We start from the raw sequence: 21,759 nt of genomic DNA, 5'->3' as shown, positions 1-21,759 counted from the left end.
GATAGCAGGTGTTCGATGGCAACTCTTCCGGTACTTCCTCTGACCGATGCCGTGCTGTTGCCCGGCATGGTCATCCCGGTGACCCTCGACCCGACCACTCAGGCCGCGGTCGACGCAGCCCGCGCGACCGGTGACCGCAAGCTGCTCGCCGTGCCCCGCATCGACGGCGAGTACGGCCCGGTGGGCGCGGTCGCCACCATCGAGAAGGTGGGACGGCTGCCCGACGGTGAGCCGGCCGCCGTCATCCGTGGCCTGTCCCGGGCCCGGATCGGCTCCGGCGTGCCCGGCCCCGGCGCCGCACTCTGGGTCGAGGCGACCGAACTCGACGAACCCGCCCCCGCTGGCCGGGCCCGGGAGCTCGCCCGCGAGTACCGCGCCCTGACGACCTCCGTGCTCCAGCAGCGTGGCGCCTGGCAGGTCATCGACGCGATGGAGCGGATGACCGACCTCTCCGAGCTGGCCGACTCGGCCGGCTATGCGCCCTGGTTGAGCCTGGAGCAGAAGACCGAACTGCTCGCCGCCCCGGACGTCACTGCCCGGCTTGAGCTGCTGGTCGGCTGGGTGAAGGAACACCTGGCCGAGCAGGAGGTCACCGAGCAGATCAACACCGACGTGCGGGAGGGGCTGGAGAAGTCCCAGCGGGAGTTCCTGCTCCGCCAGCAGCTCGCCGCGATCCGCAAGGAGCTGGGTGAGGACGAGCCGGACGGCTCGGCCGACTACCGGTCCCGGGTCGAGGGTGCCGACCTGCCGGAGAAGGTCCGCGAGGCCGCCATGCGGGAGGTCGGCAAGCTGGAGCGGGCCAGTGACGCCTCCCCGGAGGCGGGCTGGATCCGTACCTGGCTGGACACCGTCCTCGAGATGCCGTGGGGCACGCGTACCCAGGACAACACCGACCTCGGCGCGGCCCGGGCGGTGCTCGACGCCGACCACGCCGGCCTGGCCGACGTGAAGGACCGCATCCTGGAGTACCTCGCGGTGCGCAACCGCCGGGCCGAGCGCAACCTCGGCGTGGTCGGCGGTCGCGGCTCCGGCGCGGTGCTCGCCCTCGCCGGCCCGCCCGGGGTCGGCAAGACCAGCCTCGGTGAGTCCGTGGCACGGGCACTCGGGCGCAACTTCGTCCGGGTCTCCCTCGGCGGCGTGCGCGACGAGGCCGAGATCCGCGGCCACCGGCGTACCTACGTCGGCGCGCTGCCCGGTCGGATCGTCCGTGCGCTGCGCGAGGCCGGCTCGATGAACCCGGTCGTGCTCCTCGACGAGGTCGACAAGCTGGCCGCCGGCTACGCCGGTGACCCGGCCGCCGCCCTGCTGGAGGTGCTCGACCCGGCGCAGAACCACACCTTCCGGGACCACTACCTGGAGGTCGACCTCGACCTGTCCGACGTGCTCTTCCTGGCCACCGCCAACGTGGTGGAGTCCATCCCCGGTCCGCTGCTGGACCGGATGGAGCTGGTCACCCTGGACGGGTACACCGAGGACGAGAAGGTCGCCATCGCCCGGGACCACCTGCTGCCCCGGCAGCGGGAGCGGGCCGGGCTGACCGCCGACGAGGTGAGCATCGCCGACGAGGCTCTCGCGCTGATCGCGGGGGAGTACACCCGGGAGGCCGGCGTCCGGCAGCTCGAACGTGGCCTGGCCAAGATCCTGCGCAAGGTGGCGGTGACGCTGGCGACCGACCCGACCCCGGTTCGCGTCGACACCGACAACCTCGCCAGCTACCTGGGTCGACCGAAGTTCACCCCGGAATCGGCCGAGCGCACCGCGGTGCCCGGCGTGGCCACTGGCCTCGCCGTCACGGGCGCCGGCGGGGACGTGCTCTTCATCGAGGCGACCAGCATGGAGGGCGAGCCGGGGCTGACCCTGACCGGCCAGCTCGGTGACGTGATGAAGGAGTCGGCACACATCGCCCTCTCCTACCTGCGCTCCAACGGGCGGCGGTTCGGCATCGACCCGAACGTCCTGGCCGGGCGCCGGATCCACGTCCACTTCCCGGCGGGCGCGGTGCCCAAGGACGGCCCGAGCGCCGGCATCACCATGGTGACCGCGCTGGCGTCGCTGGTCACCGGCCGCCCGGTCCGCCCGGAGTTCGGGATGACCGGCGAGGTGACGCTCTCCGGGCGGGTGCTACCGATCGGCGGGGTGAAGCAGAAGCTGCTCGCCGCGCACCGGGCCGGCCTCACCGAGGTGATCATCCCGGCGCGCAACGAGCCGGATCTGGACGACCTGCCGGCCGAGGTGCGCGAGGCGTTGACCGTGCACACCCTGGCCGACGTCGCCGACGTGCTCGCCCTGGCGCTGCGCCCGGCCGAGGTCGACGCGTTGGACGGCTCGGCGCTCGCCGTGGCCTGACGATCCGACCAGGGAGCCCCCGTCGTCTTCGGACGGCGGGGGCTCCCTGCTGTACGAGTCGATCAGCGAACCGTACTGTCCTGCTCGAACCCCTCAACTACCTCTCCGCCACGAGGCGGCCCCCGGGAGGAACCCCCGTGAACGTGGTCCTTTGGATCATCCAGATCCTGCTCGCCGTCGTGTTCGGCGGTGCCGGCCTGGCCAAGCTGACCCAGCCCAAGGAGAAGCTGCGCGACCGGATGGGCTGGGTTGACCCCGTTCCGCCGACCCAGGTCAAGGCACTCGGCGCCGTCGAGCTGCTGGCCGCCATCGGGCTCGTACTGCCCGCCCTCACCGGCATCGCCACCGTGCTCACCCCGCTGGCCGCCGTCGGGCTGGTCATCGTCATGGTCGGCGGCATTCTGGTGCACCTGCGCGGCCTGAAGAGGCAGGACACCGAGGACCGGCGCCGGATGGAGATGCAGGGCGCCGTGACCTGCGCCGTGCTGCTCGTCCTCGCCGCGGTGGTGGCGTGGGGCCGGTTCGGCCCGTACTCCTTCTGATCCTTGCGCCGGCGACCGTCGTACCCGACGGTCGCCGGCGGCGCGCTCAGCGGTGGTCGCCGCCGCGATCCCGGCGCACCGTGGCCTTGCGGCCCTTGATGGTGCTGGAACGCAACCCGGAGATCACCTCGTCGGCCACGCCCTGCGGCACCTCCACCAGCGAGAACCGGTCGGCGATCTCGATCGAGCCGATGTCCCGGCCGCTGATCCCGGTCTCCCCGGTGATCGCGCCGACCAGATCCTGCGGGCGCACCCCGGCGCGCCGGCCCAGGCCGACGAATACCTGGACGGTGTTACCACCCACGCGCGGCCGGCCGCCACCGCGCCGGTCACCGCCCCGGCCCCCGGCCTCCGGCCGACCCTCGCGGGGGCCGCGCACCGGCACCTGCGGGATCTCCTCCTCGTCGTCCGAGCCCGGCGAGGTCACCTCGTGCGCCAGCTTCACGGCGGCGAGAGCGACCTCCATCAGGTCGAACTCGTCGGTCAGCGTCTCCACGATCACCCGGAACGGGTCCAGGTCGTCCTCCAGCAGGCTCTCCCGCAGCGCCGCCTGGGTCAGCTCCAGCCGGCGGGTGCGCATGTCCGCCACCGTGGGGATCTTGTCGATGGTGATCCGCTGGCCGGTCACCCGCTCGATGGTCTTCAGCATCCGGTGCTCACGCGGCTCGGCGAGGGTGATCGCCACGCCCTCCCGCCCTGCCCGGCCCACCCGACCGATCCGGTGCACGTACGACTCCGGCGCCGACGGCACGTCGTAGTTGACCACGTGGGTGAGCTGCTCGACGTCCAACCCGCGGGCCGCCACGTCGGTGGCCACCAGCAGGTCGGCGGTGCCCGCCCGCAGCCGCCCCATCACCCGGTCCCGCTGCTCCTGGCTCATCCCGCCGTGCAGCGCCTCGGACCGGTAGCCCCGGCCGTTCATCGTCTCGGTCAGCCGGTCGACCTCTTCCCGGCTGCGGCAGAACACGATCGCGGCGGTGGGTGACTCCACGTCCAGCACCCGGCCCAGCGCGGCCGGCTTGTGCGCCCGGGTCACGATGTACGCGCTCTGCCGCACCCGGGGCGCCTCACCGGCCACCGTCTGCTCCCGGCCGATCTCGATCCGGACCGGCTCGCGCAGGTGCTGTCGGGCCATCCCGTCGATCCGCGACGGCATGGTGGCCGAGAAGAGTACGGTCTGGCGCTGCGCGGGGGCGTGCTCCAGGATCGCCTCGATGTCCTCGGCGAAGCCCATGTCGAGCATCTCGTCGGCCTCGTCCAGCACCACCGTGGCCAGCCCGCCCAGCCGCAGGGTGCCCCGGGCGATGTGGTCCAGCGCCCGCCCCGGGGTGGCCACCACCACGTCGACCCCGCTGTCCAGCGCCCGCAGTTGCCGCCCGATCGGCTGCCCACCGTAGATCGGCAGCACCCGCGCCCCCAGGTCCTTGCCGTAGCGGTGGAACGCCTCGGAGACCTGCACCGCCAGCTCCCGGGTCGGCACCAGCACCAGCGCCACCGGGTCCCCGCCCTGGCGGTGCGGCGGCATCCGGTTCAGCAGCGGCAGCGCGAACGCCGCCGTCTTGCCGGTGCCGGTGGCCGCCTGACCCAGCAGGTCCCGACCCTCCAGCAGCGGTGGGATCGCCTCCCGCTGGATGGGGGTCGGTTCCTCGTAACCGAGGGCGGCGAGCGCGCCCAGCAGTTCGGCGCGCAGCCCGAGCTCCGTGAAGGCGTTCGCCTCGTCGGTGCCGTCGGGGGTGGTGTCGGTAGGTGCGTCGTGCTGTGCAGGTGCGGAACTCATGCGCCAAGCCTTTCATCACGCCGCCGCCCCCGCTGCGCCGACCGGCCCAACAGCCACCCGACCGCCCATGCCGGCGCGCGGTTGGTCAGCCGCCGGTGGTCAGGATCGCCAGGATCATCACGCCGGCGAGCGTCGCGTCCAGCACCCCGCACCACTCGGCGTAGCCGCGCGGCACCACCCGGCCGGTGCGGTGGTGCACCAGGTCCCACCCGGCATGCGCCAGCCAGCCGAACGCCACCAGCCACGCGCCGGTCCGTCCGCCGGCTGTGACCGCGACCAGCGTCAGGGCGACCCAGCCGGCCAGGCCGGCCAGTTGGGTGGCGAGCACGCCCGGACCGCGCAGCGTGCGGCGGACCACACCGATCAACAGGTAGCCGCCGGGCAGCGCCAGCATCGTCCAGGGGCTGAGCACCTGCGGGTCGAACACCATGTCCAGGCCCATGAGCAGCGCCAACCCGGTCGGCCAGCGGCGGGCGAGCGCCACCACGGCCGGGTGTCGGCGTACCGGCGCGGACGCCTCGTGCCGATGCCGCACCGCCACCAGCACCATCGCCGGCACCATCAGCAGATGGCCACCGAGCAGCATCGCGTCGGCGTCCAGCAGGCCGGCCCACATCGGCGCGAACAGCAGCAGGAAGGGGACGTACATGGCGGCGGCCATCTCGCCGACCGCGCTCCATCGGTGCGCCCGGTAACGCATCCACACCGTCATACCCACGGTCATGTTGGTGGCCATCACCAGCGCGGCCACCTCCGGTCGATCCAGCGGTCCGGCCAGCCCCAGTGCGGCACCGGCCAGGTCCCACCACGGGGCGAGCAGCAGCATCCCGGCGACCATCGCGAGCGCCATCTCGGCGAGGTGCCACAGCAGCCGCCGCGAACGGCCGGCCGCCGTCGTGGCCGGCGTCGTGCCCGGCGCTGCCGGCGGGTCGGCCGGCAGCGACCCGTTCGGTGGTACGGCCAGGGTGTCGGAGTGCGTCCGTGTCGTTTCCATGTCGTAGACCCTGCCCGCGTCCCGGCGCGGTGGGCAGGCTCGTCCGTCACCGGAAAACCGTGCGTTCTGCACGGTCCAACCGTGACAACCGCAGGGGTGGATCGGGCGTCGGGCGGTCCTAGGATCGGTGCGTGGCGAGCGAGGCGGTGACTCCCCGGGCGGACCGCCGGCTGCACCGGGCCCGGCAGGCGACGCTGCTGTCGCTGGCCACCGGCGTCTGGGCGACCGCCCTGCTGCCCGCCGTCGGCCTGAGCCGCGAGCCGGACCCTGGCCGCGTCGCGCTCGGCGCGGTCGGCATCCTCGCCTTCGTGGCCACCCAGACCGCCGTGCTGTACGCCGCCGTGACGCCGTGGCTCGACCAGCGCTGGCGGCGTCGCGCCCAGCTGGGCCTGGCCGGGGTGGCGGTGCTGACCGTCCCGCTGGTGGGGCCGGTGGCGGCCGGTGTCTGGCCGACCTGGGCGTGGCTGGGTGCCTCGCTGATCGGGATGGCGCCACTGCTGGTCCGCCTCCCGGCCGGGCTGGCGGTCGCGGCCGGGGTCCTGCTGGTGTCGCTGGGCGTGGGGTGGTGGACCGGCGGATCGGTCTGGCAACACCTGGCCGTGACCGGCGGGGTCGGGGTGGGCATCGCCGCGGTCAACGGGTTCCAGGTCTGGTTCTGGGACGTGCTCGTGGAGGCCCGGCAGGGCCAGGCCGCCCAGGCCCGGCTGGCCGCCGCCGAGGAGCGGCTGCGCTTCGCCCGAGACGTGCATGACGTGCTGGGGCACAGCCTCACGGTGATCGCGTTGAAGGCCGAACTCGCCGCGCGGCTCGCCCACGTCGACCCGGAGCGGGCCGGCCGGGAGGCCACCGAGGTGCAGCGCCTCGCCGCGTCCGCGCTGACCGAGGTGCGGGAGACCGTGCACGGCTACCGGGCCGTCGACCTCGGCGAGCAGTTGGCCGCCGTGGTGGGCGTACTGCGTTCCTGCGGGGTGCGCTGCACGGTCGTGCCGCCGCCGGCCGACCTGCCCCAGCGCGCGGCCACCGAGCTGGCGGCGGTGCTGCGCGAGGCGGGGACGAACGTGCTGCGGCACAGCCGGGCCGACTGGTGCCGGATCCACATCCACCGGGAGGACGACGTGGTCAGGATGACGGTGGCCAACGACGGCGCCGACGGGCGGGGCCCGGACGGGCACAGCCACGGCCTGCGCGGGCTGGTCGACCGGCTCGCCGCCGCCGGCGGCGAGCTGCGGGTGCGCCGGGAGGACGCGGTGTTCACGCTCGAGGCCACCGTGCCGGTGGCGTCGTGATCCGCGTCCTGCTCGCCGACGACGAGGATCTGATCCGGGTCGCGGTCGGCGCGCTGCTCGCTCTGGAGCCGGACATCGAGGTGGTGGCCCACGCAGCCGACGGCCCGGCGGCGGTCACCGCGACACTGGCGCACCGCCCCGACGTGGCCGTGGTGGACCTGGAGATGCCTGGCCTGGACGGCATCGGAGTCGCCGCCGAGCTGACCCGCGCCCGCCCCGAATGCGGGGTGGTCGTGCTCACCGGGCACGGCCGTCCGGGGCACCTGCGCCAGGCGTTGACCGCCGGCGCCCGGGGGTTCCTGCCCAAGGGCTCGCCCGGCAGCGCGCTCGCCGACGTGATCCGCCGCGTGCACGCCGGCGGCCGGTACGTCGACCCGTCGCTGGCCGCCGACGCGCTCACCCTGCCCGCGTGCCCCCTGACCCCCCGCGAGCTGGAGACACTGCGGCTGGCCGAGTTCGGCGCCCCGATCGCGGTGATCGCCCGCCGGGTGCACCTGTCCACCGGCACCGTGCGCAACCATCTCTCCGCCGCAGTGCAGAAGCTCGGCGCGGCCGACCGCGCCGAAGCGATACGCACCGCCCGCAACAACGGCTGGCTCTAACCCCCCCCGGCCCGCCCCCGCGCCGGGTCCGCGCTGATGCGTCCGCTCCGGTGATCATGAAGTTAGCGACGTCGGTGCCGGCGTGTCGTGACGCTAACTTCATGATCGACGCGGGGGTGGACCAGCGGGAGCGGGGTAGCGGGCGCCGTTGAAGGTGACTCGGAGCGCATACACGGAGTTGCCGGCGGTGATGAACAGGTGGTTCCGTTTCGGGCCGCCGAAGGTGAGGTTGGCGACCGATTCGGGCAGCAGAAGTTTCCCGATGAGGGTGCCGTCGGGGTCGAAGCAGTGCACACCGTCCCAGGCTGCGGCCCACACCCGCCCGGCGTCGTCGACGCGGATGCCGTCGAAGCGGCCGAAATCGCATTCGGCGAAGACCTTCCCGCCGGTCAGGGCGCCGTCGGCGGTGACGTCGAAAACGCGGATGTGGCTGGGTTCCTGTCGGGTGTCGACGATGTAGAGCTGCTGCTCGTCGCCGGAGAAGGCCAGGCCGTTGGGGCGGCAGAAATCGTCGGCGACGATGCGTAGGTCGCCGGTGGCCGGGTCGAGGCGGAACACGTAGCAGTCACCGCCGAACTCGTTGTCGCCCCTGTTGCCCTCGTAGTCGGAGTCAATGCCGTAGCTCGGATCGGTGAACCAGATGGTGCCGTCGGCGCGTACCACGACATCGTTGGGGCTGTTGAGCCGCCGACCCTCGTGGCGGTCGGCGAGCACGGTGATCGTGCCGTCGTGCTCGGTGCGGGTGACTCGCCGGTTGCCCTGCTCGCACGTGACGAGCCGGCCCAGGCGGTCCACTGTGTTGCCATTGGCGTAGCCCGAGGCGTGGCGGAGGACGCCGACCGCGCCGGTGCACTCGTCCCAGCGCAACAGCCGGTCGTTGGGGATGTCGCTCCACACCAGGTACCGGCCGGCTGGAAAGTAGGCCGGACCTTCGGTCTTGCGTGCGCCCGTGTACAGCCGTTCGGCGACGAAGTCGCCGTCGAGGTAACGGAACCGCTCGTCGAGCAGGTGGAACTGTGCGGGAACGGTCTCGGTCATCGCCGCGCCTCCTGGATCTCGTGCACCACGTTCGGCCAGATCCTAGTCGCGCCGAACCTGATAAGGTCAACAGGCGCACTGGGCAGATCACATCTCGGGGAGCGGCTTCGTGGTAGATGACATCGACCGAGCGTTGTTGGCGTGCCTGCAGCACGACGCCACCCAGTCCTACGCCGCGCTGGGGAAGGCGGTGGGTCTGTCCGCCGGCTCGGCGCACGAACGGGTGCGCAAGCTGCGCGAACGCGGGGTGATCCGCCGCACCACCATCGACGTCGACCCGGCCGCCGTGGAGCGCGGCGTGTCGGCCTTCGTGATGGTCGACGGCAACACGTGGATGGGTGACACACGGGAAGCGCTCTCGGCCATACCCGGCATCCAGGAGGCGCACATCATCGCCGGCGCGGCCTCGCTGCTGGTGAAGATCCGCACCGCGACCACCGAAGACCTGCAGGCGGCGCTCCGCAGCATCTTCGACATCGGCGGAGTGACCAGCACCCAGACCATCGTCGTGCTCGAGACATTCTTCGAACGTCCGGTGAGCGTCCTCGATGGGAGCACCGAACCGCAGCCGGGCTAGCGTGCGGGGGTGCGTACGGTCGAGTTGATCTGTTCGGTGGAGCTGGACGACGCGGTCCGGACCGCCTGGGACCGGTTGGCCGCGGCCGGGCTGCCCAGCCTGGCGCGCAACATCCACCCGACCAACCGGCCGCACCTCACCCTCGCGGCGATGGACGAGTTCCCGCCCGGCGCCGAGCATCGCCTGGCCGAGCTGTTCGACGCCGCGCTGCCGGTGCCGGTCACGCTCGACCGCGTCGTCGTTCTCGACGGCAGCGCGCCGTTGGTCTGGCTCGTCCGACCCACGCGTGCGCTGTCCACGCTGCACGCTGCCGTGTGGGACGTGCTCACCGACGCCGCCGGACATCGTCCGTGGCACGCGCCGGGTGCGTGGGTGCCGCACCTGAGCCTGGCGCTGCGGTTCCGCAACGCGGACCTGCGGCTCGCCCGCGCCGTCGCTGGCGGTCAAAGGCCGACGGGCACGTTCGTCGCGGGCCGCAGCTACGACGGCACGGACCGGACCGTGACGCCGCTGATCCGCCAGCAACGCTGATCTCCCGCGACCGTCCGGTCCATGCGGGCATCAACTGCTGGCTACGACAGGTCGTTGGCCTCGGAGCGCGGCAGGTGGGTCCAGTGCGCAACGGTGGCGTCGTCCGGGACCGGCGCGTTCGGGCCCGTGGAGGCTTCGGCCTGTCGGACGCGGCGGACGACGTCCGCCGGCCCGTTCGTGGCGAGCAGTTGCAGTACCCCGGGCCAGTCGGTCAGGCCGTACGGGCTGACGATGCGGCTGGCGCCGTTGCTGAGCAGCGCGACGCCGTCCAGCTCGTGAAGGGGGCGGCTGCCGGTCACCGCTTCGTACGCCGCGTGCGGATCATCCTTGGCGATCCAGTAGCCGCCCGGCTGGTTGCGGCGAGCCCGCAGCGCCTCGGCGCAGGAGTCCCGGATGCGGTCGTACTCCGGTGTTCCTCTGGAAAGGCCGTTGAGGGGCGCGGAGCAGATGCGCCTGGTGGTCACCTCACGTTCGTCGGTGATGACCTGCGGGCCGTCGCTGGCTTGGTCGAGGACGAGGAAGGAGTCCGCCAGCAGGAGGTAGTCCAGGCGGTCCTGGTGGGCGCGGACCATCAGAACGGTCGCCTGCGGGCTGCTCGGGTTCGTGATGTCGCAGGTGCCCCGGTGGTCGGCGGCTATCTCGCCGATCGCCGTGGCGAGGATCGCCGCGAGGTCTCGCCCGTGGGTACGTGACAGCCGGCCGAGCAGCGCGCCGCCGAGACGGTGCGTGTACCAGGCGACACCGTGGGAGCAGATCGACTCGGTTCCCGGGATACCGGCGCCGTCCAGCAACACGGCCGCGCCGGGAACAGCGCCGAAGAAGTCCTCGTTCGCCCGGCCGGCCCGACCGGCGCTGGTCGCCATGCTGACGTGCACTCCTGGGCTCCTCAGTCAGGCATCATGGTGGCCGTGAACGCTCCGTACCCCGATTGGGTGACCATCGCGGCCTATGAGAACACACCTGGGTGTCCGCAGCCGATGGCTGCCGCCCGCGCTTGACTGCGTGACCGGGGCATCGACTGGATGCCCTTCGGGTCGAGCGACATCTACTGGGACCTTGCCTGCGGCATCGGCCCGGACGGGCACTGGCATGGCTGGGTCCAGGTCCGTATCGAGGCTGCCGCTCTGCGGCGCCTCGGGCTGCATCCCGATCAGCCGACCGCGGCGGTCACCGGGCCGACCCCACCTGGCTGGTGGCACGCCGCGGCGGAGCGGCACGCTCGCTGAGGTACCCGGAGTCGCGACGGTGCGGAGAGGTCCCCGGTACAACGCCGGGGACCTCTCCGCACGCCTCAGCGGTAGAAGCGCAGGTAGTCGAACTCGGCGGTCACCGGAGGCGCGGCGCCGCCGTGCGCGACCAGCCCGATCCGGGGAGTGGTGTCGGCCGGGAAGGTCCACACCGCACCCCACGTCCAGGTACGCCCGTCCCGGCTGGACCCGGCCCGGAACTCGTGCTCCCCGGTGACCGGGTCGACGTGGTGCGCCAGCCGCAGCCAGGTAGTGGTGGCCGGGGTGCCGACGATGCTGCCGCCGTACACCGGCTGGCCGGCGAAGGGCAGCTCATAGCCGTACTCGACCTGCCGGGTGTTCCAGATCGCCACCTGGGCCAGCCGGGCGAACCGGTCGTCGTCGACGTACGCGACCAGCCCGGCCTGCTGGTAGTTGCGGACCGTCTCCTCGCCCAGATCCAGCGTCACCCGGGTCTCGGCGACGTAGTCGCCGCTGGGCGCGTCGCGCAGCAGCACACCGGCGGTGTTGCCGGTGCCGGTCAGGTCGGCGGCCTGCACCGGCCAGCGCAACGCGCCACCGGAGACGGTCGCCGCCGGGTCCTCGCGTACCCACCGCCAGGCGGCGTCCAGCCCGTCGCTGAACTCGTCGGAGTACGTCCGTAGCGGCGCTCCGACACGGGGCTCGGGCACCGCCCGCTTCGCCGGCTCGTGCAGCCGGGCGACGCTGACGTTGTCGAACTCGGCGGCGCCGCCGGTGGCGGTCAACCCGGGCCGGCCGGCAATCGGGCGGTCCAGGCGCAGCGACACGACGGCGAGTTGGTCACCGAGCCGGGCCGGGCTCAGCTCGGCGACCAGGCTCCGGCCGCGTACCTCGACGGCCAGGTTGTGCTGGTCGGCCGAGGCGAAGCCGGCGGGCAGCGGCGCGGTGGCACGCCGGTCGCCGTCGCGGGCCACGAGCAGGCCGCCGGCCGCGTCCACCCGTATCTCGACCCGGTCGCCGAGGGTGATCCCGGCGGCGGCCGCGCCGGTGAGCCGCAGGTCGGCCTCCGCCCGCACGTCTCCGCCCACGGTGGTACGGCTGGTCAGCGCGCCGCTGCCGGTGAGCCGACCGTCGGCGACCCGCCACTCGCCGGCGGTACGTCGCCAGCCGGCCAGCCCTATGGTGTCGAACCGGTCGTCGACCGGGCCGGCGGTCACCGGTGCGGGTCGGGTGCCCTCGGACGGCCCGGCGCCGGCGTTCACCGTCGGCCAGCCGTCGATCCAGTCCAGCCGGTCCAGCAACATCGGGCGTTCGTTGATGCCGAACGGCTCGTCCAGGTACGGGTCGGCGCGGTCGATGGCGTGGTAGACGATCCAGTCCTGGCCGGACAGGTCGGTGAGGAACCCGTTGTGGCCGGTGCCGATCCACCGGTTGCCGTTCTGGGTGAGCACCGGTGTGCCGCCGGCCCGGGAGGCGGTCAGCGCCACGCCGTCCCGGTCGGTGAACGGGCCGCGCGGGGTGCGCGCCCGTCCGACCTGGACGGAGTAGCCGGTGGCCGGGCCGGCGCAGCAGTTCGCGGTGGAGGCGAACAGGTAGTACCAGCCGTCGTGGCGCAGCACGTAGCTGCCCTCGAACTTGTTGTCGACGGCCACCAGGGTCGGCGTGCCGACCGCGGTCAGCCCGTCCGGGCTCAGCTCGGTGACCGAGATGCCGCCGTAGTAGCTGCCGTAGTAGAGATAGCTGCGGCCGTCGACGTCGGTGAACTGGCTCGGGTCGATGGTCCACAGGTAGCCACCACCGCCGCCGGGGCGCGGGGCGACAACCGGCTCCGTGGCGAAGGTCCACGGGCCGGTCGGGCTGGGGGCGGTGGCCGCGCCGATCGCGTAGTCGCTGCCCTCGGTGGAGACGGTGGTGTCAGTGACCGTCACGTACATGACCCACCGGTCGCCGAGGCGGCGCACGTCCGGTGCCCAGTACGCCGCGCCGGGCGCTGCGTAGGGCGGGCGCTGGTCGGGGCCGAACGCATCCCCGACGTACGTCCAGTCGACCAGGTCGGCCGAGCGGGCCGTGGGCACCCGATGGAACTCGCGCTCACCCTCGCGCAGCGGGTCGGTCGTGCCGTAGGCGTACCAGAAGCCGTCGTCGCCGCGGACGATGACCGGGTCGGCGAAGGTGTCGCCCACGGCGGCGGAGATCGGATTTCGGTAGCGGGACGGGCTGTCGGAGCCGGCAGCGGGAGCGATCGGGGACGCGGCCAGGATCAGGCCGAGCGCGGCGGCGAGCGCGCCGCCGCGGCGGAGGTGTCGCATATGGACCTGCCTCGGGGGAGTGGGCGGTGTGTGCCCTCGTTCTTACAACGATGGATACAACGTTGTAAAGGGCTGGACATCCGCACCCCGGTTGCCCGCGCGGCACCGGGTCGGGGCGATGATGGGGCGATGAGCGCAGTCACCGAGGGCCGGGGGATGGCGGATTTGGCCGCCCTGTTGGCCGACGGCACCCGGGCCGGCATCTGCCTCGCGCTGCTCGACGGCCGGGCCTGGACGGCTGGCGAGCTGGCCCGGCGGGTCGGGGTCGCGCCGTCCACGGCCAGCGACCACCTCACCCGGCTGGTCCGGGGCGGGCTGCTGGTCGAGGAGCGGCAGGGCCGGCACCGCTACCTGCGGCTGGCCGGGCCGTCGGTGGCCCAGCTGATCGAGAACCTGGTCGGGCACGCCCCGGCCCCACCCGCGCCAACCGGGTCGCTGCGCGCTGCCAGCACCGGAGCTGCCCTGGCGTACGCCCGGACCTGCTACGACCACCTCGCCGGGCGGCTCGGCGTGCTGATGTACGACGCGCTGCTGGCCGACGGACGGCTGGACCGGGCCAGCGGACTGACGCTGACCCCCGACGGGTGGGCGTGGGCCGCCGGGCTGGGCGTACCGGTGGACGTGCTGCGCACCGCCCGACGCCCGGTGGTCCGCGACTGCCTGGACTGGACCGAGCGCCGGTCGCACCTGGCCGGGGCGCTCGGCACGGCGCTCTGCCGGCGCTTCGCCGAGCTGTGCTGGACCGCCCCGGGCGCAGGCCGCGCGGTCCGCCTCACCGCGACCGGCCGGCCCGCCCTCGCCGCGACCCTGGCCATCCCCGAAGAAGCCCTCACCCCCACCCAACCCCCGACACCGACCAGCGGCCGCGCCTGACCCCCGGCCGCCGCGTCAGAGGAAGCGGCGGACGCAACATCCTGGATTTAGTGGCCTCGGCGCGCGCGGAGGCCACCAAATCCAGGATCGAGCACGATCTTGGCGGTACGGCGCGGTTCGGCGCGGCGCCGGGTGGGCGGACCGGTGCGGCGCGGGCCGGGGTGGCGCGGTTCGGCGCGGCGCGGGCCGGGCATTGTTCGGTGGGGGGCGAACGGTCGGGGTTCTAACGTCGGGCGGTGACTGACACCTGGCCTGTTGTTCCGCCCGCTGCCGGGACGCCGGCTTGTGGGCCGCCCACCTTCGAACCTGACGGCAGTTGGTGGGTGATGCGGCACGCCGACGTCCGGACGGCGCTGACCGACCCGGCCTTCCGGGTGCCGGCCGTCGACACCGGTCCGCCCGGCACCCTCGCCTGGCTGCGCGCCACGGTCAGCCGGTTCAGCCCGCCGGAGCGGCACGCCGAGCGCCGGGCGATCGGGGTGACCGCGCTGGCCGCGCTGGATCCGGACGAGCTGCGGCAGGAGGCGGCCGGGTTGACCGCCGCAGCCCTGGACCGGGCCGGAGACCGCCTCGACGTCATGCGCGAACTGGCCAGGCCGGTGCCGTTGCGGGTGCTGGCCGGCCGGCTCGGCTTCGGCGATCCGGCCGCCGCCGGGACGGCGGTCGAGGCCGTCGCCGCCGCGTACCACCCCGGCGTCGACCCGGCGCTGCTCGGTCGGGCCGACCGGGCGGTGGCGGCGCTGCTCGTGCTCTCGGCGCCGGCCCCGCCGGAGGTACGGGCGAACCTGATCGGCCTGCTGGTCCAGGCGTGCGACGCCACCGCCGGCCTGATCGGCGCCGCCGCCCACCACCTGCTGTCCCCACCCGCCCGCCGGCCGGTCAGTGACCCGGCGGGCTCGGGGACCGCCGCACTGCTGGCCGAGGTACTGCGGCTCGACCCGCCGGTCCGGGCCACCCGTCGGGTCACCACCGCCGGGGTACGGCTGGGCGGGCAGGACCTGCCGCCGGGTAGCGCGGTGCTGCTCCGGTTCGACGCGGCCAACCGCGATCCGCGCGCGTTCGCCGATCCGGAGGCGTTCCGACCCGACCGGGTCGCCGCGGAGCTGCTGACCTTCGGCGCGGGGGAGCGCGGCTGCCCGGGTGACCGGCACGCCCTGGCCCTCGCCACCGGGGTGCTCGGCGTGCTGCGCCAGCGCTGCCGGCGTACCGAAGCCGACCTGCGCCACGGGCCACATCCGACCCTGCGCGTTCCGACGATCCTGGAGGTGACCGCCCGATGACCGACCGCCGTGCGGCGTTCCGCGCCCTGCACCACGCCGGCCGACCCTTCTTGCTGCCGAACGCCTGGGACCACGCCTCGGCGGCGGCGCTCGCCGCGCGCGGTCATCCGGCGATCGGCACCACCAGTCTCGGGGTCGCCGCGGCAGCAGGGCGACCCGACGGCGTGGCGGCCACCGGCGCGGAGACCCTGGCCCTGGCCCGCCGGCTCGCCCGGCTGTCGGTGCTGCTCACCGTCGACGTGGAGGCCGGGTTCGCCGACGACCCGGCGGCGGTCGCCGGGTACGTGACGGAGCTGGCCGGGCTCGGCGCCGTCGGGATCAACCTGGAGGACGGGCGCGCCGACGGCACCCTGGCCGATCCCGAGTGCATCGCCGACAAGATCGCGGCGGTGAAGGCGGCGGTGCCGGACCTGTTCGTCAACGCCCGCACCGACACCTGGTGGCTCGGGGTGGCCGACCCGCTGCCGCAGACCCTGGCCCGGGCTCGGACCTACCGGGCCGCCGGCGCCGACGGAATCTTCGTGCCCGGCACCGTCGACCTGCCGACCCTGCGGGTGCTCACCGAGCGGATCGACGCGCCGCTGAACGCGCTGTACCAACCGGGCGGGCCGGGACTGGACGAGTTTGGCCGGGCCGGGGTGGCCCGGGTCAGCACCGGCTCCCTGCTGTTCCGGGCCGCGCTGGCCGCCGCGGTCGAGACCGCCGACGCGGCCCGTGCCGACGGGTTCGTCGCGTCGCCGGGTCTGCCGTCGTACGCCGAGGTGCAGGGCCTGGTGGCGGCGGACGGCGACTGACGGGCCCGGCCCCGCCCTCGGCGGTGGTTCGTCACCGCGCGACGCGCCTGCCGGCCGTCAACCAGCCCGCTCCCTTCGGGGCGGATAGGAGGATTGTTCGGTCCATTCCGGTCCCGCTGATTACGGTGTGTTTAGGGCGATCCACCGAGAGTCGTGACCGGAGAAAGGGACCCCCGTCATGCGAGTGCCCAGCCGTAGCCCCGGACAGCAGCCCGGCCCGCCCGTATCGCCCACCGCCCCGGCCCGCCGCCGGCCGTCCGGCACCACTCCTCGCCGCCTTCCCGCCACCGATCCGGATCTGGCCGCCTACCGGACGGCCGTCGCGGAACTGCTCGTCGAGGTGGGCGCCCTGGCCGACGCGACCAGCACCCGCGCCCGACAGGTGCTCATCGATGAGCGGCTGCGCGAACCGGCGCTCGCCGCGGTGCTCGACGCCACGCCGCAGGGTCTGATCGGAGCGCGCGAGACGCTGCTGCTGGAGATGGCCCGCTACCAGCCGAACGAGCGCACCTCGGCGCGGGACCTCACCGCGCTGGTCCGGATCTACCTGCTCTCCCGCATCGACGTGCTGTGGTGGCAGGACGCTCCCACCTTCGTCACCGACGACCAGGTCAACGGCAGCAACGACCTCGTCGACCTGGAATGGCTGCGCCGCCGTGACCTGCTGTGCTTCCGCTACCAGGAGCAGCCCTCCACCGTGCTGGGCCGGGCCGCGCGCGGGATACGTCGCCGGCTGCGGCCGGACGCCACCCCACGCACCGCCGGGCTGCTGTTCCGGCGGGCCCGGCGGGAGGTGGTGGCGCTGCTCAACGACATCGGACGGGAGTTCGCCGCAGCCGCGCCGCCGGTCACCCCGCCACTCTGGGTGACCAGCCTGGTCCGCAGCACCGAGCACCAGTACCGGCTGCGTCGGCTGGGCTACGCCGCGATGCTGCCCAGTGGGCACTGCCTCGGCTACTCGATGGACGTCGAACTCGCCTGGTACGAGCGCTTCGGCGCGCGGGACACGCTGGCGGAGCTGCTGCTGGCCCGGCAGGAGGCCGGCGAGCTCAACGTGATCGACGAGGGACAGGCCTGGCACCTGTGTCTCGCGCCCACCGCCCGGCGTCGGCTGCGCCGGGCGTACGAGTCCGAGATGGGGGTCTGAGTCGATGTGCGGTATCGCGCTGAGCATCGGCCCCGAAGCCGACCCGACGACCTTCCGGCGGATGCTCGCCGTCCTCGCCTCCCGCGGTGAGGTCACCGAGACCCGGTCCGAGAACGGGCTGCTAGCCGGCACCCGCCGGCTGCGGGTGGTGGACCGGGAGCGGGCGGTGCAGCCGTGGACGTCGAACGACGAGCGCTGGCTGCTCTGCTTCAACGGCGAGATCTTCAACCACCGGGAGCTGCGCGCGCAGCTGAGCCGACTCGGGCAGGTGTTCCGCACCGAGAGTGACACCGAGGTGCTGCTCGCCGCGTTCCAGCAGTGGGGCGAAGCGGCGGTGACCCGGCTGCGCGGCGAGTACGCCTTCGCGGTCGTCGAGCGTGCCACCCGGCGGGCGTACGTGGCCCGCGACCCGCTCGGGGTGAAGCCGCTGTACTGGTCCCGCCGACCCGGCTGCCTGCACCTCGCCTCCGAGGTCAAGGCGTTGGTCGGGCACGGCGTCCCGGTCAACGAGGTGCCACCCGGGCACCACGGCTGGGCGGATTCGGACGGGCACGTACGGCTGCACCCGTTCGTCGACCTGCTCACCATCGGCGACGGGCTGCCGGTCATCGACGACCCGGACGAGGCCGCCCTGCTCGTCCGTGCCGCGCTGACCGATGCGATCCGGATGCGGGTGGACACCGACCTCACCGTCGGGGTGGTGCTCTCCGGCGGCCTGGACAGCTCGTTGACGCTGCGGCAGGTGCGGGACATGCACCCGGACTGCGTCGCGGTGACCGTCGGCGTCCCGGACAGCCCCGACGTGACGTACGCCCGGCGGCTCGCCGCCGACCTCGTCGTGCCGCACGAGGTGATCGAGCTGCGCCCACGCGACATCCGGCTCGCCCACGTGCGCGAGGCGATCCGGATCTCCGAGCTGACCGAGTACGGCGACATCATCAACGCGGTGATCTCGGTGCCGATCTTCCGGCGACTGCGTGACCTGGGGGTCAAGGTGGTCCTCACCGGCGACGGCTCCGACGAGCTGTTCGGCGGGTACCCGATGTACCACCAGGTCGGGCCGACCGCGTCCCGTCGGCTCTTCCTGCACCGCATCCGCAACCTGTGCCGCACCGAGTTGCAGCGGGTCGACCGGGCCGCCATGGGCCACGGGGTGGAGGCTCGGGTGCCGTTCCTCGACCTCAGCGTGGTGGAGCTGGCGATGCGGCTGCCGCTGGAGCTGAAGCTGCGCGAGGGGCAGGACAAGTGGATCGTCCGGCGGGCTTTCGCCGACGTGCTGCCGGACTACATCCGGCGTCGGCCGAAGAACCCGATGTCGTACTCCTCGGGTTTGCACGAGCGGGTCCGGCTGTACAAGCCGCTCTTCGCCCGGCTGCACCGCTCGTTCGGCTACGACCTGCTGGAGCCGGTCCGTCGCGACTTCGACACCGTGCTGACCCGGTGCGGCAACGACCTGGACCGGGCCATCGCCGACGGGCTGACCCGGCCGGACTACACGGTGCTGGAGCATGCCCGCGATCTGGTCGGGGCGGCGAAGTGGAACGCCGCGCCGGTGGTCCGCCGGCTGGTCGGCCCCCGTCCGGCCCGCCGCTGAGCGGTGCCCCGCCGCACCGCCGGCAGGTACGGGCCGCTTGACTCTGACACGGTGTCAGGGACGAGCGTGGGGGGACCATGTTCACCATCGGAGACTTCGCCAGACTCGGCCGGGTGTCGGTCCGGATGTTGCGCCACTACGACAGCATCGGGCTGCTCCGCCCGGCCAGCGTCGACCCGCACACCGGTTACCGGTTCTACCGCGCGGACCAGCTACGCCGGCTCAACCGGGTGATCGCCCTCAAGGATCTGGGTCTCACCCTCGATCAGGTGCGGGCGATCCTCGACGACGCCGTCGACGTCGCCGAGCTGCGCGGGATGCTGCGGCTGCGCCGCTCCGAGCTGGCGGCCCGCCTGGCGGCGGACACCGCCCGGTTGGCGGCCGTCGAGGCGAGGCTCCGGACGATCGAGTCGGAGGGAACGATGACAACCCAGGACGTCGTACTCAAGGAGACCACGGCGGTCCGCGTCGCGGAGCTGACCGCCGTCGCGCCCAGCTACCAGACCGAGGACATCGGTCCGGTGATCCAGCCGCTCTACCCGGAGCTGTTCCGCCGCCTGGACGCCGCCGGCATCCACCCGGCCGGGCCCGCCATCGCCTGGTACGAGCCGGCCACGGCGGCCGGCGGCGAGGCGGTCGTCGTGCACGCCGGGGTCACCGTCGCGGTCGAGGCGTCAACAGACGGGGAGGTCGCCGTGGTCGACCTGCCCGCGGTGGCCACCGCCGCGACGATCATCCACCACGGCGCGATGGACGACGTCGAACAGAGCATGCAGACGCTCGCCCGGTGGATCGAGGAGAACGGCTACCGCACCGACGGCTTCGCCCGCGAGGTGTACCTGGACTACTGCCAGGACACCCCGGAGAAGGGCGTGACCGAACTCCAGCTCGCCGTGTACCGGGACTGAGCGGGGACCGCCCAGCGCCAGGTCCGATCGCCGCCAGCATCCACGCCGTCGCCGGGCCAGGCTGGATGGATGACGAACAGCACCACGTTCCACGTCCACGCCCTGCCGGCCGCGGCGCTCGACACCGTCCGCCGCACCGGCCGCGACGCCGCCGACCAACCCGTCGAGGCGCGCCTGGCCGGTGGCGGAGAACCGCTGCGCTGCTGCCTGCGCGATGCCGAGGAGGGGGAGGTGCTGCTGCTCTTCGGCTACCCGCCGCCGGGCGCCGCCGGCCCGTACCGGGAAATCGGCCCGGTCTTCGCGCACGCCACCGCCTGCCCAGGCCCGGACTCCGCGGGCAGCCACCCGCCGGCCTGGCGGGGGCGACCCCAGGTCCTGCGGGCGTACGACCGGCAGGGCCGGATCCACGGCGGTCGGCTGCACGACGGCACGGACCCCGAGGCGGTGATCGCCGAGCTGTTCGCCGACCCGGCGGTGCACCAGCTGCACAGCCGCAACGTGGTGTACGGCTGCTTCATGTTCGCCGTGGAGCGGACCGCCGGGTGACGTCGGCCGGAGGCGGCGCGATCGGTCGGGCGGTCGGTGCTCAGCTCACCAGCAGCAGCGCGCCGACCGCGGCGAGCGTGCCGGTGACCGCGAGCAGGATGCTGGTCAGCACGAACCGGGTCACCGGCACCGCCACCCCGGCCGCCCGGCACCGCTCGAACCACAGCAGGGTGGCCAGCGACGCCCAGGGGGCGGCCAGTGGGCCGACGTTGGCACCGATCAGCAGGGCCAGCAGACGGGTCTCGTCGCCGATCGGCAGCACCGACTCTCCGGCCAGGTAGGCCGGCAGGTTGTTCACCCCGTTGGCCAGCAGGGCGCCCGTCCCGCCGGCACGCACCGCCCCGGCGGCACCGCCGTCGGCGCCGAGCAGACCGGCGACCAGGTCGTCCAGCCCGTACCGGCCGAGGGTCTGCACCACCAGGAACAGGCCGGTGACGAAGAGCAGCAGCCGCAACGGCACCAGACCTGGGCGCAGCGTGGCGGGGGAGCGGACGACGAAGCCGAGCAGCACCAGTGCGACCGCGACGGTGGAGGCGACGCCGATCTCCACTCCGGCGACGATGCCGGCGACGAAGAGCAGACAACCGGCCAGCGCGGTGCGGTGCAGCACCGGATCGGCGGGCACGTGGCGGGCCGGCGGAACGAAGCGTCCGCCGGCCGGCCGGTCCCGCCGCCACCAGGCGTACCAGAGCAGCACCATGGTGACCGCCACGGCGGCGAGCTGTGGCAGCGCCATCCGGGCCGCGTACGCCAAGGGGGCCAGACCGACCCGGTCGGCGGCCAGCAGGTTGGTCAGGTTGGACACCGGCAGCAGCAGGCTGGCGGTGTTGGCCAGCCAGACCGTGGTGACCGCGAGCGGGCCGGCCGGGACGCGCAGGCTGCGGGCCAGCGCGAGCAGCACCGGGGTGAGCAGCACAGCGGTGGTGTCGAGGTTGAGCACGAGGGTGGTCAGCGTGGCGAGGCCGCCGCAGAGCAGGAACAGGGCCGTCCAACTGCCCCGGGAGGCGATGGCCAGCCGGCTGGCCAGCACGTCGAAGACCCCGGCCACGGCGGTCAGCTCGGCCAGCACGATCACGGTGCCGAGGAACAGCAGCAGCGGCAGGACCCGGTGCAGGGTGTCGCTGGTCTCGGCACGGGGCAGCAGCCCGCTCACCGCGCAGGCCGCCCCGGCCACCGCGAGGAAGACCGCCACCAGATCGAGCGGGTGGGGACGCCAGCGCGCGGTCGGCTCGGGCGGGGCGGGTGGCGCGTCGGCGGCGGCTAGCTTCACGTCGGACCACGTTCGCATGATGTCCGGCCCGCCGCCCGCGCTGGACCCGTCGTGGTGACCAGCCCCACCAGCGCGGGGCCGGCGCCCTTCCGGCCCGTCGGGGTGGCCCGGTGCGGGGAACCCGACAGACCGCACCG

At 73.6% G+C, this 21,759-nt stretch carries 20 protein-coding genes; 14 read left to right on the top strand and 6 right to left on the bottom strand.

Annotation, left to right across the window (positions count from 1 at the left end):
- Positions 1-15 precede the first annotated feature (15 nt).
- Both lon and ACFY29_RS00255 read left to right on the top strand, forming a co-directional pair.
- Complete coding sequence (gene lon, locus ACFY29_RS00260; protein ID WP_328416441.1) at positions 16-2,346, top strand: endopeptidase La; 2,331 nt, start codon at positions 16-18, stop codon at positions 2,344-2,346.
- A 137-nt stretch (positions 2,347-2,483) separates the two neighbouring features.
- On the top strand, positions 2,484-2,888 hold the full coding sequence (locus ACFY29_RS00255; RefSeq protein WP_328416443.1) for a DoxX family protein: 405 nt from the start codon (positions 2,484-2,486) through the stop codon (positions 2,886-2,888).
- A gap of 46 nt (positions 2,889-2,934) precedes the next feature.
- On the opposite strand, the gene ACFY29_RS00250 is transcribed toward ACFY29_RS00255, so the two are convergent.
- Both ACFY29_RS00250 and ACFY29_RS00245 read right to left on the bottom strand, forming a co-directional pair.
- Positions 2,935-4,665 carry a DEAD/DEAH box helicase gene (locus ACFY29_RS00250; RefSeq protein ID WP_328416445.1) on the bottom strand — a complete coding sequence of 577 codons (1,731 nt, stop codon included), beginning with the start codon at positions 4,663-4,665 and terminating at the stop codon, positions 2,935-2,937.
- An 85-nt stretch (positions 4,666-4,750) separates the two neighbouring features.
- Complete coding sequence (locus ACFY29_RS00245; protein WP_386981931.1) at positions 4,751-5,659, bottom strand: hypothetical protein; 909 nt, start codon at positions 5,657-5,659, stop codon at positions 4,751-4,753.
- A gap of 131 nt (positions 5,660-5,790) precedes the next feature.
- On the opposite strand from ACFY29_RS00245, the gene ACFY29_RS00240 reads away from it, so the two are divergent.
- Both ACFY29_RS00240 and ACFY29_RS00235 read left to right on the top strand, forming a co-directional pair.
- Entirely contained in the window at positions 5,791-6,945 is a 1,155-nt protein-coding gene (locus ACFY29_RS00240; RefSeq protein WP_328416447.1) for a histidine kinase, read from the top strand.
- The gene (locus tag ACFY29_RS00235; protein ID WP_386981927.1) at positions 6,942-7,547 is read left to right on the top strand and encodes a DNA-binding response regulator; all 606 of its coding nucleotides are present in this window, start codon (positions 6,942-6,944) and stop codon (positions 7,545-7,547) included. Before ACFY29_RS00240 ends, ACFY29_RS00235 begins: the two co-directional genes overlap by 4 nt.
- Positions 7,548-7,646: 99 nt before the next feature.
- On the opposite strand, the gene ACFY29_RS00230 is transcribed toward ACFY29_RS00235, so the two are convergent.
- Positions 7,647-8,585 carry an SMP-30/gluconolactonase/LRE family protein gene (locus tag ACFY29_RS00230; protein WP_386981925.1) on the bottom strand — a complete coding sequence of 313 codons (939 nt, stop codon included), beginning with the start codon at positions 8,583-8,585 and terminating at the stop codon, positions 7,647-7,649.
- Between the two features lie 109 nt (positions 8,586-8,694).
- On the opposite strand from ACFY29_RS00230, the gene ACFY29_RS00225 reads away from it, so the two are divergent.
- A complete protein-coding gene (locus ACFY29_RS00225; protein ID WP_355611329.1) occupies positions 8,695-9,162 on the top strand; it encodes an Lrp/AsnC family transcriptional regulator in 468 nt (155 codons plus the stop codon).
- A 9-nt stretch (positions 9,163-9,171) separates the two neighbouring features.
- The gene (locus ACFY29_RS00220) at positions 9,172-9,693 is read left to right on the top strand and encodes a 2'-5' RNA ligase family protein (RefSeq protein WP_386981923.1); all 522 of its coding nucleotides are present in this window, start codon (positions 9,172-9,174) and stop codon (positions 9,691-9,693) included.
- Positions 9,694-9,734: 41 nt separating this feature from the next.
- Here ACFY29_RS00220 and ACFY29_RS00215 read toward each other — a convergent pair whose 3' ends face one another.
- Entirely contained in the window at positions 9,735-10,568 is an 834-nt protein-coding gene (locus tag ACFY29_RS00215) for a hypothetical protein (RefSeq protein ID WP_386981920.1), read from the bottom strand.
- 147 nt (positions 10,569-10,715) lie between these two features.
- Between ACFY29_RS00215 and ACFY29_RS00210 the strand changes: the two genes are divergently transcribed.
- A complete protein-coding gene (locus ACFY29_RS00210; RefSeq protein WP_386981917.1) occupies positions 10,716-10,919 on the top strand; it encodes a hypothetical protein in 204 nt (67 codons plus the stop codon).
- A 65-nt stretch (positions 10,920-10,984) separates the two neighbouring features.
- On the opposite strand, the gene ACFY29_RS00205 is transcribed toward ACFY29_RS00210, so the two are convergent.
- Positions 10,985-13,210 carry a family 43 glycosylhydrolase gene (locus ACFY29_RS00205; RefSeq protein ID WP_386981914.1) on the bottom strand — a complete coding sequence of 742 codons (2,226 nt, stop codon included), beginning with the start codon at positions 13,208-13,210 and terminating at the stop codon, positions 10,985-10,987.
- Between the two features lie 129 nt (positions 13,211-13,339).
- On the opposite strand from ACFY29_RS00205, the gene ACFY29_RS00200 reads away from it, so the two are divergent.
- The 7 genes from ACFY29_RS00200 (at position 13,340) to ACFY29_RS00170 (ending at position 20,352) form a co-directional block, all read left to right on the top strand.
- On the top strand, positions 13,340-14,083 hold the full coding sequence (locus ACFY29_RS00200) for an ArsR/SmtB family transcription factor (protein ID WP_386981911.1): 744 nt from the start codon (positions 13,340-13,342) through the stop codon (positions 14,081-14,083).
- Between the two features lie 236 nt (positions 14,084-14,319).
- Positions 14,320-15,363, top strand: coding sequence for a cytochrome P450 (locus tag ACFY29_RS00195; RefSeq protein WP_386981909.1), 1,044 nt, complete (start codon positions 14,320-14,322; stop codon positions 15,361-15,363).
- On the top strand, positions 15,360-16,157 hold the full coding sequence (locus tag ACFY29_RS00190; protein WP_386981907.1) for an isocitrate lyase/phosphoenolpyruvate mutase family protein: 798 nt from the start codon (positions 15,360-15,362) through the stop codon (positions 16,155-16,157). The genes ACFY29_RS00195 and ACFY29_RS00190 overlap by 4 nt, the downstream gene beginning before the upstream one ends.
- 178 nt (positions 16,158-16,335) lie before the next feature.
- Positions 16,336-17,304 carry a DUF5715 family protein gene (locus tag ACFY29_RS00185; protein ID WP_386981904.1) on the top strand — a complete coding sequence of 323 codons (969 nt, stop codon included), beginning with the start codon at positions 16,336-16,338 and terminating at the stop codon, positions 17,302-17,304.
- A gap of 4 nt (positions 17,305-17,308) precedes the next feature.
- On the top strand, positions 17,309-18,898 hold the full coding sequence (locus ACFY29_RS00180; protein ID WP_386981901.1) for an asparagine synthetase B family protein: 1,590 nt from the start codon (positions 17,309-17,311) through the stop codon (positions 18,896-18,898).
- A 77-nt stretch (positions 18,899-18,975) separates the two neighbouring features.
- Positions 18,976-19,806 (top strand): MerR family transcriptional regulator, encoded by an 831-nt coding sequence (locus ACFY29_RS00175; RefSeq protein WP_386981898.1) that lies wholly within the window; start codon positions 18,976-18,978, stop codon positions 19,804-19,806.
- A 69-nt stretch (positions 19,807-19,875) separates the two neighbouring features.
- Positions 19,876-20,352 carry a DUF1203 domain-containing protein gene (locus tag ACFY29_RS00170; RefSeq protein WP_386981895.1) on the top strand — a complete coding sequence of 159 codons (477 nt, stop codon included), beginning with the start codon at positions 19,876-19,878 and terminating at the stop codon, positions 20,350-20,352.
- Positions 20,353-20,392: 40 nt separating this feature from the next.
- Here the strand turns inward: ACFY29_RS00170 and ACFY29_RS00165 are convergent, their stop codons facing one another.
- Complete coding sequence (locus ACFY29_RS00165; protein WP_386981892.1) at positions 20,393-21,622, bottom strand: SLC13 family permease; 1,230 nt, start codon at positions 21,620-21,622, stop codon at positions 20,393-20,395.
- Positions 21,623-21,759: the final 137 nt, after the last annotated feature.

Source organism: Micromonospora sp. NPDC000668 (assembly GCF_042897975.1).
In the GTDB taxonomy this organism is placed as follows: Bacteria; Actinomycetota; Actinomycetes; order Mycobacteriales; family Micromonosporaceae; genus Micromonospora.
This window is presented reverse-complemented; position numbering and strand designations above follow the sequence as displayed.